Origin of the sequence: Occultella kanbiaonis, assembly GCF_009708215.1 — a bacterium.
Classification (GTDB): Bacteria; Actinomycetota; Actinomycetes; order Actinomycetales; family Beutenbergiaceae; genus Occultella; species Occultella kanbiaonis.
In genome coordinates this window covers 1383211-1395957 of the sequence record NZ_CP046175.1, presented here as the reverse complement: position 1 = coordinate 1395957, position 12747 = coordinate 1383211, and the positions used below count along the sequence as shown (strand labels likewise).

Annotated in this window: 12 protein-coding genes; 2 read left to right on the top strand and 10 right to left on the bottom strand. The window is 71.6% G+C overall.

All coding sequences use genetic code 11. The features are described 5' to 3' along the window. Positions 1 to 199: 199 nt before the first annotated feature. From GKS42_RS06175 to GKS42_RS06130, 10 genes are all read right to left on the bottom strand, one after another. On the bottom strand, positions 200 to 1444 hold the full coding sequence (locus tag GKS42_RS06175; protein WP_154793046.1) for an amidohydrolase: 1245 nt from the start codon (positions 1442 to 1444) through the stop codon (positions 200 to 202). Between the two features lie 57 nt (positions 1445 to 1501). Beyond that, positions 1502 to 2545, bottom strand: a complete 1044-nt coding sequence (locus GKS42_RS06170; protein WP_154793045.1) for a LacI family DNA-binding transcriptional regulator — start codon at positions 2543 to 2545, stop codon at positions 1502 to 1504. A gap of 60 nt (positions 2546 to 2605) precedes the next feature. Further along, a complete protein-coding gene (locus tag GKS42_RS06165; RefSeq protein WP_154793044.1) occupies positions 2606 to 3535 on the bottom strand; it encodes a ribokinase in 930 nt (309 codons plus the stop codon). Beyond that, the gene (locus tag GKS42_RS06160; RefSeq protein ID WP_154793043.1) at positions 3532 to 4398 is read right to left on the bottom strand and encodes a carbohydrate ABC transporter permease; all 867 of its coding nucleotides are present in this window, start codon (positions 4396 to 4398) and stop codon (positions 3532 to 3534) included. Before GKS42_RS06160 ends, GKS42_RS06165 begins: the two co-directional genes overlap by 4 nt. Beyond that, positions 4395 to 5324, bottom strand: coding sequence for a carbohydrate ABC transporter permease (locus GKS42_RS06155; RefSeq protein WP_232847949.1), 930 nt, complete (start codon positions 5322 to 5324; stop codon positions 4395 to 4397). The genes GKS42_RS06160 and GKS42_RS06155 overlap by 4 nt, the downstream gene beginning before the upstream one ends. 46 nt (positions 5325 to 5370) lie before the next feature. Then, positions 5371 to 6687: an ABC transporter substrate-binding protein gene (locus GKS42_RS06150; protein WP_154793041.1), complete on the bottom strand. Its 1317-nt coding sequence runs from the start codon at positions 6685 to 6687 to the stop codon at positions 5371 to 5373. 62 nt (positions 6688 to 6749) lie between these two features. After that, positions 6750 to 7700: a nucleoside hydrolase gene (locus GKS42_RS06145; protein WP_154793040.1), complete on the bottom strand. Its 951-nt coding sequence runs from the start codon at positions 7698 to 7700 to the stop codon at positions 6750 to 6752. Positions 7701 to 7913: 213 nt separating this feature from the next. Next, the gene (locus GKS42_RS06140; protein WP_154793039.1) at positions 7914 to 9023 is read right to left on the bottom strand and encodes a mannose-1-phosphate guanylyltransferase; all 1110 of its coding nucleotides are present in this window, start codon (positions 9021 to 9023) and stop codon (positions 7914 to 7916) included. Positions 9024 to 9130: 107 nt separating this feature from the next. After that, the gene (locus tag GKS42_RS06135; protein ID WP_154793038.1) at positions 9131 to 10261 is read right to left on the bottom strand and encodes a YihY/virulence factor BrkB family protein; all 1131 of its coding nucleotides are present in this window, start codon (positions 10259 to 10261) and stop codon (positions 9131 to 9133) included. Positions 10262 to 10343: 82 nt separating this feature from the next. Then, a complete protein-coding gene (locus GKS42_RS06130) occupies positions 10344 to 10883 on the bottom strand; it encodes a 2'-5' RNA ligase family protein (protein WP_154793037.1) in 540 nt (179 codons plus the stop codon). Positions 10884 to 11042: 159 nt separating this feature from the next. On the opposite strand from GKS42_RS06130, the gene galK reads away from it, so the two are divergent. Next, positions 11043 to 12242 carry a galactokinase gene (gene galK / locus GKS42_RS06125; protein WP_154793036.1) on the top strand — a complete coding sequence of 400 codons (1200 nt, stop codon included), beginning with the start codon at positions 11043 to 11045 and terminating at the stop codon, positions 12240 to 12242. Positions 12243 to 12306: 64 nt separating this feature from the next. After that, positions 12307 to 12741: a transferase gene (locus GKS42_RS06120; protein WP_154793035.1), complete on the top strand. Its 435-nt coding sequence runs from the start codon at positions 12307 to 12309 to the stop codon at positions 12739 to 12741. The last annotated feature ends 6 nt before the right edge of the window (positions 12742 to 12747 follow it).

Sequence of the window (12747 nt, the reverse complement as noted above, 5' to 3'; positions counted from 1 at the left end):
CCTGTGTCTCTTCGGCGGCTCGCGGGGTGTCGCGAGCCCGGATCCCACGGTGCGGTCGACGCGTTCCGTGGGTCACCTAGGGGGAGACAGTAGACCGGCGGATATCTCGTTCGTGTTACATGGTGAGACGTTCGGGCAAAGCGTTACCGAACTGGTACCGAACGCCGCACCCGACCGGACGCGAACCGGCCCGCACGGCTCACGCCGTCGGGGTGCGCCGATCGATGCCCTGGGACTCCGCCTGGACCGCCACCTGGGCCAGGAACCGCGCCCCCACCCCGATCGCGGACTCGTCGATGACCAGGTCCGCCTGGTGCAGGTCGAACGTGCGACCGCCAGGCGTCCGAGTGCCCAGCCGAGCCATCGAGCCGGGGATCCTGGTCAGGTACCAGCCGAAGTCCTCCCCGCCGAGCGACTGCTCGGTGAGCAGGACCGAGTCGGGTCCGAGGATCGTCTCGGCGGCGTCGTCCATGTGGCGCACGCAGCGCTCGTCGTTGTCCACCGGCGGCACGCCCCGTTGGATCTGGAGATCCACGTCCACCCCGGTCGGGGCGACCACCTGGTCGATCAGCTCGCGAAGCAGGTCCTCGGCGCGGTCCCACGCGCGCACGTCCAGGCAGCGCAGGGTTCCGGTGAGGACCCCCACGGACGGGATCGCGTTGGCCGCGGTGCCGGCGCGCACGCTCCCCCAGGTGAGGTTCACCCCGGAGCGCGGGTCGAGACGCCGGCCGAGCAGGGCCGGCGTGACCGTCGCGACCAGGCCGAGCGCGTACACCACATCACCGGTCAGGTGCGGCCGGGACGTGTGGCCGCCGGTGGAGGACAGGGTCACCGTGATCGTGTCGGAGGCGCTGGTGATCGGCCCGATCCGGGTGCCCACCTGCCCGGCGTCGAACTTCGGGTCGCAGTGGATCGCGTAGATCTGGTCGACGCCCGCGAGCACGCCGGCCTCGATCAGGTCCAGGGCTCCGCCCGGCTGCAGTTCCTCGGCGGGCTGGAAGATCAGGCGCACCCCGATCTCGAGCGTCCCCTCGGCCGCGAGGCTCGCCAGGATGAGGCCGGCGCCGAGCACGACGGCGGTGTGGGCATCGTGCCCGCAGGCATGGGTGACGCCCTTGACGGTGGAGGCGTAGTCGAGCCCGGACGTCTCCTGCAGCGGCAGTGCGTCCATGTCCGCCCGCAACGCCACCCGGCGCAACCGACGCGATTGCAGCGCGTCCGTGGTGCCCGCGGGGTCGATGTCGCAGTACAGGCCGGTGCCCGCGACCCGGTGCACCGTCAGGCCCGCCTCCTCGAGTCGGGCCGCGACCAGCTCGCTGGTCCGGTGCTCGGTGCGCGCGAGTTCCGGGTGCGCGTGGATGTCGCGGCGGAGCGCGCGCAACTCGGGGTCGAGTTCGGCGGCTAGGGCGTTGATCCGGGACGTCAGGGCAGCGGGCTTCGACACCCCCCGAGGCTACTGCCTAGCGCTCCCGTGCCCGCCTGGTGTCCATGTCGGCGGCGCTCAGGTCCGCGGTTCGCAGCCGCAGCTGCGCCCGATCACGAGGTTTCCGCGGAGCACCGAGTGCACCGGCGCGAGCCCTGGGGCGTGGATGTGCTCGAGCAGGGTCCCGACGGCGAGCCGCGCCATCTCCACGATGGGCTGGCGGAAGCTGGTGAGCGAGGGCTGGACGAAACGGCCGGCGGCGGTGCCGTCGATGGCCGCGATGGCGACGTCCTCCGGTACCCGCAGACCCAGTTCGTGGCAGGCCAGGATCGCGCCGAACGCCTGCGTGTCCGACTCGACGAAGAGGGCCGTGGGCGCGGGTGCGCCGGCGGATCCGCGCCGGGACGACTCTCCGAGCAAGGCCAGCGCGGCCTCACGCCCGCCGGCCTCGGAGAACTCGGCATGCTCGACCAGCGCGTTGCTCGCGTCGGCCCCCACCCGCTCCTGTTGCGTGCGCCAGCCCTCGATCCGTTCGGCGGAGAGGGCGACCGGCCACGGCCCGGCGATGCAGGCGATCGTCCGGTGACCGTGTTCCTGGAGGTGCTCCACGGTGTAGGCGGCGGCCTGCCCGTTGTCGATGTGCACGCTGGACACCGAGTCGGAGCGTTCGGCCTCGCCGACGCGGTCGAAGACCACGGTCGGGACACCGTCGGGCCGCAGCTCTGCGAGCGTGGCCATGGCGCGCACCGAGGTGACGATGAGCCCGTCGACCCGGCGGTCCAGGAACGATCGCAGGTACAGCGCCTCCCTGGAGGGGTCGTCGTCGGTGATCCCGATCGAGAGGGTGTTGCCCCGCTGGAAGAGCTCGCCGACGAGGGCCTCGGCCACCTCGGCGAAGAACGGGTTCCGCGGGCTCGGGGTGAGCAGCCCGATCGAGCGCGTCATGCCGCCGCGCAGCGCGGACGCGATGGCGTTCGGGCGATAGCCGAGCTCCTCGATCGCGGACTCGACCCGGCGCCTGGCCTTGTCCGAGACCGGCCGGGGACCGCCGTTGATCACGTACGAGACCACCGCCGGGGACACGCCTGCCAACGCGGCGACCTCCGCTCGGGTCACCGCCATCGCCACCGCGTCCTCGCCGTCACGGCCCGAACCTACCGTGCCGTCGGTGGCACATCGACATCAGGACCCGGCGGCCACGTCGACGAGCTCGCCGCTCATGGCGTAGGAGGACTGCGCGCCGTCCCGGGCCACCGCGTACGTCCCGGCCCGCACACCGAGTTCGACGGCGCTGCGCAGGCCGGCACCCTGAGCAAGGCGCACCGCCAGCGCCCCCACGAACGCGTCGCCGGCGCCGGTGGTGTCGACCACCCGGTCGACGGCCGGGGCCGGCACCACGCCGGCCCCGTCGGCGTCCGCCCAGACCGCCCCGCGGGCGCCGAGCGTGATCACGACGGACCTGGCCCGCTCGAGCAGCTGTCGGGCGGCCTCGTGCGCCGAGCCGACGCTGCCGACCGGCCGCCCGGTGATCGCCGCCGCCTCGGACTCGTTCACCACGAGCGGGTCGCAGGCCGCGAGGACGTCCGCGTCCAGCTCCACGAACGGCGCGAGATTGAGCACGAACCGGGATCCGGACTCGTGCGCCGCGGTAGCGGCGGCGGCGATGATCCTCGGCTGCACCTCGGCCTGGAGGACCACGAGCCCCCCGCCCGCGCGGCGGCGCACGACGCGGGTCACGCGCGTCGCCGTCAACGCGAAGTTCGCCCCCGGTACGACCACGATCGAGTTCTCGCCGGAGTCCTCGACGGCGACGATCGCGAGCCCGGTGTGCTCACCCGTGATGACCTCGACCTCGGTACTGTCGACGCCCTCCGCCCGCAGTTCGCGCAGGAGCAGCGCTCCGTCGTCGTCGTCACCGACACACCCGACGAACCTGACCAGGCCGCCGAGGCGTGCCGCCGCCACGGCCTGGTTCGCCCCCTTGCCGCCCGGGCTCTTGCGCATGGTCCCGGCCAGCACGGTCTCGCCCGGTCCGGGTGCGGTCGGCACCCGGACGATGTAGTCAAGATTCGCGGATCCGATGACCGTGATCGGCGCTCCCCCAGCTGTCATTTCTCTCCCGTTGCCAGCGAGAGGCCGCCGAACGACCTCTGCAGAATGAACATCATGACGGCGGGCACGACGGAGAGCACGACGGCGCCGGCGAAGTTCTGCCCGTAGTCGAACGTGTGCTCGCCGAACGTGCGCGAGAGTGCCACGGGCGCCACCTGAAGACGCGACTCGGAGATCACGAGCAGCGGCCACAGGTAGGCGGTCCACTGGCCGAGGAAGATCAGCAGCGCTGAGTTTGCCAGCGCCGAGCCGCCCAGTGGCCAGTACACCGACCAGAGCACCCGCGGCTCGGATGCCCCGTCGATCGTCGCGGCCTCCCGATAGGACGTGGGCACGGCGAGGAAGTGCTGCCGGAGGTTGAAGATCGCCAGGCCGTTCCCGATCCCGGGCAGCACCAGTCCCATGATGGTGTTCGTCAGGCCCCAGCTGGTGAAGAGCTGGGACAGCGGGATCGCGATGGCCTCGAAGGGCACCATGAAGCTGATCACGACGAACGCGAACACCGCACCGCGCCCGCGGAACTGGAGCACGGCCAACGCGTAGGCGGCCAGGGCGCAGACGATGACGCCGACTGCGACGGTCAGTGCGCAGACCAGGAATGAGACTCCCAGCGCCCGGCCGAAGGAGCCCGTGAGCAGGGTGACGTAGTTGTCGAGGCTCACCGAGCTCGGCACCAGGATCCGCCATGACAGCGGCGAGAGTGAGCCGAAGATCTCCGAGCTCGGCCGGACCGACCCGATCAGGAGCCAGAGGGCGGGCAACGCGAACACGGCGGCCACGAGCACGGCCAGGATGGTGAGCGCGACGGACCTGCGCTCCGAGCGGCCCCGGCGCGGTCGGGTGGCGGTGGTGATGGCGGTCATCGACGACTCCTCGTCGGGCGGTCCTCACGCAGCATCCGGAACTGGATCGCGACGAAGACGAGCATGATCAGCGTCAGGATGACGACCTCGGCGGCGCCGAGGTTCTTGCTCCCGTACGTGTAGGTCGTCCGGTAGGCGTTGAACATCTGCATCGTGGTGCTGTTCTGCGGCCCTCCGTTCGTGAGCATCTGGATCGGCACGAACACCACGAAGTTCGCGACCGTATCGGCGACAAGCACGAACAGCAGCGGTCGCTTCAGCAGCGGGATCGTGATCGAGAAGAACGTGCGGATCGGGCCGGCCCGGTCCAGCCGGGCGGCCTCGAAGTACTCCTCGGGGATCGCCTGGATCCCGGAGATCAGGAACAACATCCAATAGCCGATCCCGATCCAGGAGAGCACGAGCATGATCGAGGCGAGGGCCTGGTCGCCGGACGTGAAGAACGGCTGGGGTGAGCCTCCGAACGCCTCGATGATCGCGTTGATCGGCCCTTCAGGCCGGAGCGCGACACCCCAGACGATGCTCGACCCGACGATCGGGACGGTGGCGGGGATGAAGATCAACGTCCGCCAGATCCCTGGTGCCCCGATCTTGCGCGTCACCAGCACCGCGACCATGAGCGCGATGGCGACCTGGAGCGGGTTGATGATCAGGTTGAACACGACCGTGCGCACCACGGTGTCGCGGAACGCCTCGTTGGCGAGCAGGTCGGAGTAGTTCCGGAAGCCGCTGAACACCGGCTCGAGGACGCCGCCGGGGAAGCCCCGGTGGAGGCTGGAGATCACGGCCCCGACGCTAGGCGCGATCCGCAGCGTCAGGATCGCGATGATCGCCGGGGCCAGGAAGACGACGGCCCAGGCGAGTTCCTTGCGGCGCCGGGAGAGCCGTCGCGGGGGTGGGTTCCCCGCACCGCGTGATGTCCTCACACCGGTGCGGGGAACCTCGTGCTGCACACTCATCGGATCGACGGCCCTACTGGTACTGGGCCCAGGCGGTCTCGAGTTCGCCGGTGGCCGACTCGAGCGCTGTCTGAGGGTCGGTGCCGTTGGCGACGTCGGAGAACGCCCGCCCGAGGATCTCCTCGAACTCCACGTAGCCCACCGTCTGGAGGCGTGGTACGGCGGTGTTGGACGACTCGTAGTCGATGATGGCGACCGCGTCCTGGCCGGAGTCGGAGTCGAACACGTCGCGCTCGAAGTAGGCGGTCTTGCCCTCGGGGGTTGCCGGCAGCTCGGGTGAGGCGTAGTTCAGCGCGTACCCGCCGCCGTCCTCGACCGACATCCACCGCATGAAGATGCCGGCCGCGTCCTTGTCGTCGCTGAACGGGCTCATCGCCAGCGACCAGGAACCGGTCGGCGTGACCGCCTCACCGTCGGCGAAGGCGGGGTGCGCTGCCACGCCCCACTCGAAGGTGGCGTCGGAGAGCTGCGGCAGCAACCACGGCCCCTGCACCATGTAGGCGGTGTTGCCGGTGAGGAACTCGGCGTCGGACTGTTCCGGCGTCACGCCCTGTGGCGAGAGCCCGTCGGCGAAGATGGACCCGTACCAGGTCATCGCCTCGACCCAGGGGTCGGTGGTCAGGTCCGGGGTCAGGTTCCCGTCGCCGGTCCCACCCGCCGAGCCGCCGAGTGACATCGGCAGCGGCTGCAGCTGGTAGTACCGGTTGACCTGACCGAACAGCAGTCCGTTCTGGGCACCGGCGTCGACGGCGGCCTGCGCCCGCTCGGTGACCTCCTCCCAGGTCATCCGGTCCTCGACGGCGGCCGAGGGGTACTCGGCACCGGCGGCGTCCAGCAGGGTCTTGTTGTAGTAGAGGAGCTGGGTGGAGTTCGCGATCGGCAGCGCCCAGAGGCTGCCGTCGAACGAGCTGGACTCCACCGGTGCCGGGTCGAACGCGTCGAGGTCGTCGGCGAACTGCTCGCTGAGGTCCTCGGTGTAGCCGCGGGACGCGAGCGCCGGGATCCGGGGCTGGTCCGCCCAGAAGACGTCGGGATTGCCGTCCTGGTTCCCGATCCGGGCGTCCAGGATCGAGTTGAGCTGGTCGAACGGAACGGCCTCGTACTCGACGGTGATCGTCGGGTGGGCCTCGGCGAACGCGTCGAGCACGGGCTGCATGTCCTCGGCGTCCTGGTGCCCGAGCACCTGGATCGTGGCGGTCGGGTCCTCGGCGGGCAGGCTCCAGGAGCCGTCGCCCCCGTCGCCACCGCCGTCCGATTCGGAGGAACAGGCGGCCGTGAGCAGGAGGGCGATGACGCCGACGGTGCCGGCCGCACGGGTGGTGCGTCGCATGATGTGTCCTTTCGTGACTTCGGTGTCGGAGGATCGGGACTGGCTGTGTTGTTCGGGTCGCGTCAGAGCGCGGCGATGCGGTCGAGGAAGTAGGTCATGAATGCCTCCACGTCGACGGCGGTCGCCACCGTTGCGTTGGCCGGCGGCGCGTCATGCCCCGTCAGCAGGTCGGTGATCGCGACGCCGCGGCCCACCTCGTCGGCGGCCACGACGTCCACGTGCGCGGGCACCCAGGTGAGCAGCTCGGGCCGGGAGATCGCCGCCACCGCCAGCGGGTCGTGCATCGCGCAGGAGCGGCCGGCCTCGGGGTCGCCGGGGTGTTCGCGACCGAGACGGTCGAGCCAGGCGATCGTGCACTCGCCCGCGAACTCCCCGAACGGCCGCCCGCCGGCCGCCATCGTGGCCGCGTGCTCGCGGGTCAGCCGCACCTTGGTGGTGACGTCCAGGCCCACCAGCCGGACCGGTGCGCCGCTGCGCAGCACCGCCCGCGCGGCCAGCGCGTCCACCCACCAGTTGAACTCACCGGGCATCCGGCGCACATTCGTGTGGCCGAGGAACACCCCGCCCATCACGACGATCTCCTTGACCGCTCCGGCCACCGTCGGCTCGAGTGCGATCGCAGCCGCCACATTCGTCAGCGGGCCGATCGCCACGATGGTGATCTCACCGGGCGAGGCGAGCACGCGGCGGGCGATCTCTGCCGCGGCGAACCCGGGAGCCGCCTTGTGGTGGCCGAAGCGGGCCCGGACCTCCTCCGGCGCCGAACGCGCGCGGTCCGGCTCCACGATCGGCGCGGCGGCCCCGCGGACCACGGGGATCTCCGGCCGGCCGAGGCGCTCGAGGAGCTCGACACTGAGGTAGGTGCCGGACTCCACGTCGATGTTGCCGTTGACGGACGTGACGAGCTCGACGTCGAACGTGTCGTCGGCAAGCAGGAGGGCGAGGGCGAAGCCGTCGTCGATCTCGGAACCGGGCGCGCCCATCGCCATGTCGGTGTCAAGGATGATTCGCATCTGAACTCCTTCGTTCAACTCGTGTTGCACATATGTTGACACGTGTTGACCACCGGAATCAAGCCGGTGACCCTGACATCGAGATCACGAGTTGGTCACGCTGGTCACCGACCGTGACATCGCACCCACGGCGCCGACCTCGCACCGGGTGTGGGTACGAAATCAGCCGCCTACGTGCGAAGTCAGCGGCGGAGTGTCGAACGCCGACCCGGATCAGGTCAGGTCGGCTCGCCCGGACTCCTTGAGCAGTCCCACGACGTCCTTGACCCGTTGCGCGTGCTCCCTCGTGGTCACCAGGAGCGCGTCCGCGGTGTCCACCACCACGGCGTCGTCGATGCCGAGCAGGACCACGGTCCGCCCGGCCGCCGGCACCACGATCGACCTGGTCGAGTCCCGCACCAGCACGTCGGCGGCGGACCCGAGCACACCCCCGGCGGCCGCCGGGAGCAGGTCGGCGAGCGCGGCCCAGTCGCCCACGTCGTCCCAGCCGAAGTCACCGGGCACCACGGCGACGCCGCCGGCCGCCGCGACCGGTTCGGCGATCGCGTGGTCGATCGCGATCCGGGTGAGGGCGGGCCAGTGCCGCGCCAGGGTCTCCTCCCGGCGGTCGGTGTCCCAGTCCGCGGCGATCGCGGTGAGGCCGTCGGCGAGCGCCGGCTGCAGCCGGCGCAGGTGCTCGAGGAGCACGGTCGCCCGGACCACGAACATGCCGGCGTTCCACCGGTAGGAGCCGGTCGCCAGGTACGCGGCGGCGGTGTCGGCGTCGGGCTTCTCCGTGAAGGCGACCACGTGCCGGGCGCCGCCCTCCTCGCCGACCGCTCCCCCGCCGTCGACCGCTTCGCCCATCTCGATGTAGCCGAACGCCGTGGACGGATGATCCGCGGCGATGCCGATCGTCACCACGAGGTCCCGGCGGGCTGCGGCGACGGCGGTGCGCACCGCGCGCTCGAACGCAGCCCGGCCCTCGATCACGTGATCGGCCGCGAACGAGCCGAGCACCACGTCCTCGTCCGGGTGGCGCCGCAGCAGCACGGCCGCCGCCAGGCCGATCGCGGCCATCGAGTCACGCGGGCTGGGCTCGCACAGGATGTCCTCCGGCGAGAGGTCCGGCAACTGCGCACCGATCGCCTCGGCGTGCGCGGTCCCGGTCACCACCAGGGTGGCGTCGGCCAGCGGTGCGAGCCGGTCGGCCGTCGCCTGGAGCAGGGTGCGGCCGGACCCGGTGAGGTCGTGCAGGAACTTCGGGTGGCCCGCGCGCGAGAGTGGCCAGAGGCGGGTTCCCGCGCCACCGGCGGGGATCACCGCGTAGAAGGTCTGGCTCATCGGGTCAGCCTAGGGCCCGGCGGTGCGGGCCGGTCCCGAAGCCGGCGAATCAGCCGAGCGGCGCCGACCGATTCGAGATGTCGATGACGCCCCGGCGCCGGCGCCCCTCAGTCCCGTTCTGCGTACTCCCGGTGCCGCTCGAGCGCCTCGCGATGGGTGCGGGACTCCTCCCGGACCGCCCGCCACTTGCGCCGCACCCACCCGATCATGCCGCCCCAGTACTCGGGCCCGGGAGGCGGCTCCTCGGGACGGATCTTGCCGGTGACCGGATCGTGGTCCCACTCGAGGGTGGCCGGCTCGGAGACCGTGACGTAGTTCGGATGCTCGTCGAGGTGGGTGACCATCTCCTCGGTGACCTCCGGTGCCGCGGGCGGGTTCGCCGTCCAGGCCGCCACCATCAGCGTCACCCGCACCACGAGGTTCACCCAGAGCAGCAGCGTGACCAGGGCGGCGAACGTCTGCAGCAGCGGGTTGTCCTCGACGCTGCCGACGATGCTCGTGCCGAGGTAGCGGATCACACCCGCGCCGACCGCGGCCACCAGCGCGCCGAGCCACAGGTCGCGGCGGGGCGGACGCACCCCGGCGAGGACCCGGTACAGCATCACGAACACGAGCAGGTCCATGCCGAGCACCACGAGGAGCCCGACGACCCGCAGCACCCAGCGGCCCGCGGTGCTGCCGTCGGCACCGATCAGGCCGAGCAGGTACTCACCGGCAGCGCCGACCGCGACGCCGAGCGCCGAGGTGAGCAGCACGGCGATGGCGAGCCCGAAGTAAGCGCCGAGGTCGCGCAGCTTGCCGACCACCACGTTCTCGCTCGGCGCGACGATGCCGAACATGGCCCGGATCGCGGTGCGCAGGGCGGCCATCACGGTGGTGGCCGCGTTGATCAGGACCACCACGGCGATGATCCCGGCGATCCCGGCGCCGGTGGACAACACGAGATCCTCGGGGCTGATCAGGCCGTCGGGGTTGTCGGGCGTCTGGATGATGCCGGGTAGTGCGTCGCTGATCGAGTCCAGCACGGCGTCCCGCAGCTCGGTGTTCGAGCCGAGCACGGCCATGAAGATCGTGTAGCCGATGGTGAGCCCGGCGAAGATCGAGAACAACGCGGAGTAGGCGATCCCGCCGGAGAGCAGCGCACCGTTGGCCGCGCCATAACGCGCGAGGCCACGGGCGGGCCTGGTCTGCTTCCACCACGCGAGGATCGCCTTGACCCGGGACGTGATGGCAGCCATGCAAGCCAGTTTCCCGGCTCCGGACGCGCACCGCACCTCGACCGGCACCAGCGGCCGCACACCGACGTGGTGGTCGGTGCGATCAGGAGGTCAGCACGAAGTTGCTGACGTCCCGCCAGACGCCGTCGTCGCCGTACTCGTACAGCGAGAAGTGGGCCACCGGGAACACCGCGTCGAAGGCCTCCATGGCCGCGTTCGCGGCATCCAGACCGGCATCGTCGATCTCGTGCGCGATGGTCACGTGCGGGTGGTACGGGAACCGCAGCTCCTGGCGCAGCGGCCCGGCGTTGATGGCCCGCTGCAGCCGCTCGCACGCCTGCGCACCGGCGGCGAGCCGCACGAACACCACGGGCGAGATCGGGCGGAACGAGTCCGTACCCCCCAGCTCCACGACGAACGGCGGATGCTCGGTGGCGACCGCCCGCAGGTGCTCGGTCACCTCGGCGAGATCGTCGGGTTCGACGACCGCCGGCGGCATCAGGGTGATGTGCGGCGGCACCGAGTGCGCCAGCGGATCGCCGGCCTCGATGCGGGCCCGGGTCAGGCTCGCGCTGTACGGCTCCGGGATCGGAATGGAGACTCCGATGCGGACCTGCGCACCCATCCGCTCCGGAGCACTCATCGGCCGATCACCGACTGTGTCCCCTGCGATCCATTCTCCTAGTGTGCCGCACCCGCGAGGGTGGCCGCGCACAGCCGGACCATGGGGCAGGATGGGCGCGGCGCCGGCCGTGCCGCGCCCGAAGCACCCGCACCCAGCACCCGACCACGAGGACTCGCGATGATCGACCCCTGGACCCCGACCGACGGCGCCGCCTCGGCCCGCGCACAGTTCGCCGAGGTCTTCGGCGGGGAGCCCGACGGTGTCTGGTCCGCTCCCGGCCGGGTCAACCTGATCGGCGAGCACACCGATTACAACGGCGGCCTGTGCCTGCCTGTCGCGCTGCCGCACCGCACCTTCGTGGCGCTGCGCACCCGGGACGACGGCGGACTTGGCCTGGTCTCGGGCCGCGAGTCGGGCGTGTGGTCGTCCGAGCTGACCGCGGTCGGCCCAGGCTCGGTCGAGGGCTGGCCCGCGTACCCTGCCGGCGTGGCGTGGGCGTTGGCGCAGGCGGGCGTCACGGTGCCCGGGTTCGACGCTGCGGTCGCATCCTGCGTCCCGTACGGGGCGGGGCTGTCCTCCTCGGCGGCGCTGGAGTCCGCGTTCGCCGTCGCGATCGCCGACCGCGTGGGCGCGGCCTGGACGGGTCCCGACCCGTCGAGCGACGAGGGGCGGGCGTTCCTGGCGCAGGCATGCGTGCGCGCCGAGAACGAGGTGGCGGGGGCACCGACCGGGGGCATGGACCAGGCCGCGTCACTGCGGTGCGCTGCGGGCCACGCCCTGCTCCTGGACTGCCGCGACGGCGCCACCCGACAGGTGCCGTTCGACCTCTCCGCGGCCGGCCTCGACCTGCTCGTCATCGACACCCGGGCCGAGCACGCCCTGGTGGACGGCCAGTACGCCCAGCGTCGCGCCACCTGCGAGGCGGCCGCCGAGGCACTCGGGGTGCCGACCCTGCGCGAGATCGATCCCGCCGATCTCACGGACGCGCTGGCCGCCCTCGGCGACGACGTGAGCCGCCGCCGGGTCCGGCACGTGGTCACCGAGATCGCCAGGGTCACCGAGTTCGTGGCGCTGTTGGACGCCGGCCGGATCCGGGACGTCGGCCCCTTGATGGACGCCTCGCACGAGTCGCTGCGCGTCGACTACGAGGTGACCTGCGCGGAACTGGATGTGGCCGTTGCCGCGGCCCGGGCCGCGTGGGCCCTCGGAGCCCGGATGACCGGTGGCGGCTTCGGCGGTTCCGCCATCGCCCTGATCGAGGCGGGAACCGCCGAGGCCGTGGCCGATGCGGTCTCCGCAGCGTTCGCCGACGCGGGCTTCACCTCACCGGAGTTCCTGCTCGCGACCCCGTCCGGTCCCGCCCACCGGGACGTCTGAGGCCGGCCCACCCGGCGGACGTGCCCGGGAACATCTACCGGTCGTCATGCGTTATGTCAGAACCATGCGAATCAAGAAGTATGAAGTCCTCGACCACGATGACGGCCGGTCCGTGCGCTATCGCCGTCACGAGAACGGTGGTGGCCTGGTTGCGACCGGCGCCACCGTGGATGAGCGTGCCTACCTGGCGCAGAGCGTGTGGGTCGACCCGGGTGCCGTGATCGGCGCCGGGGCACACATCAGCTCCGGCGGGTGGATCGAACCCGGAGCCCGGATCGACACCGGGGTGCGGATCGCGTCCAACGTCCGCATCGGGCCGGGCGCCCACGTCGGTGCGCGGGCCCGGATCGGCAGCCGGAGCCGCATCGGCGCCCAGGCACGAGTGGAGTCCGGCGTCACCCTTGAGCCGGACAGCGACCTGCCCGACGGGCAGGTCGCCGATGGTCGCAGCCGCTCCACGGCAGGGCCCGGATCCCCGCGATACGGCACGGCCGCCTGAGGGCTG

What these genes read in the sequence shown, in the direction of transcription:
- GKS42_RS06145 (WP_154793040.1), bottom strand. Translation starts at nt 7,700, where the DNA reads ATGCGAATCATCCTTGACACCGACATGGCGATGGGCGCGCCCGGTTCC.
- GKS42_RS06165 (WP_154793044.1), bottom strand. Translation starts at nt 3,535, where the DNA reads ATGACAGCTGGGGGAGCGCCGATCACGGTCATCGGATCCGCGAATCTT.
- galK (WP_154793036.1), top strand. Translation starts at nt 11,043, where the DNA reads ATGATCGACCCCTGGACCCCGACCGACGGCGCCGCCTCGGCCCGCGCA.
- GKS42_RS06130 (WP_154793037.1), bottom strand. Translation starts at nt 10,883, where the DNA reads ATGAGTGCTCCGGAGCGGATGGGTGCGCAGGTCCGCATCGGAGTCTCC.
- GKS42_RS06140 (WP_154793039.1), bottom strand. Translation starts at nt 9,023, where the DNA reads ATGAGCCAGACCTTCTACGCGGTGATCCCCGCCGGTGGCGCGGGAACC.
- GKS42_RS06150 (WP_154793041.1), bottom strand. Translation starts at nt 6,687, where the DNA reads ATGCGACGCACCACCCGTGCGGCCGGCACCGTCGGCGTCATCGCCCTC.
- GKS42_RS06160 (WP_154793043.1), bottom strand. Translation starts at nt 4,398, where the DNA reads ATGACCGCCATCACCACCGCCACCCGACCGCGCCGGGGCCGCTCGGAG.
- GKS42_RS06170 (WP_154793045.1), bottom strand. Translation starts at nt 2,545, where the DNA reads ATGGCGGTGACCCGAGCGGAGGTCGCCGCGTTGGCAGGCGTGTCCCCG.
- GKS42_RS06120 (WP_154793035.1), top strand. Translation starts at nt 12,307, where the DNA reads ATGCGAATCAAGAAGTATGAAGTCCTCGACCACGATGACGGCCGGTCC.
- GKS42_RS06135 (WP_154793038.1), bottom strand. Translation starts at nt 10,261, where the DNA reads ATGGCTGCCATCACGTCCCGGGTCAAGGCGATCCTCGCGTGGTGGAAG.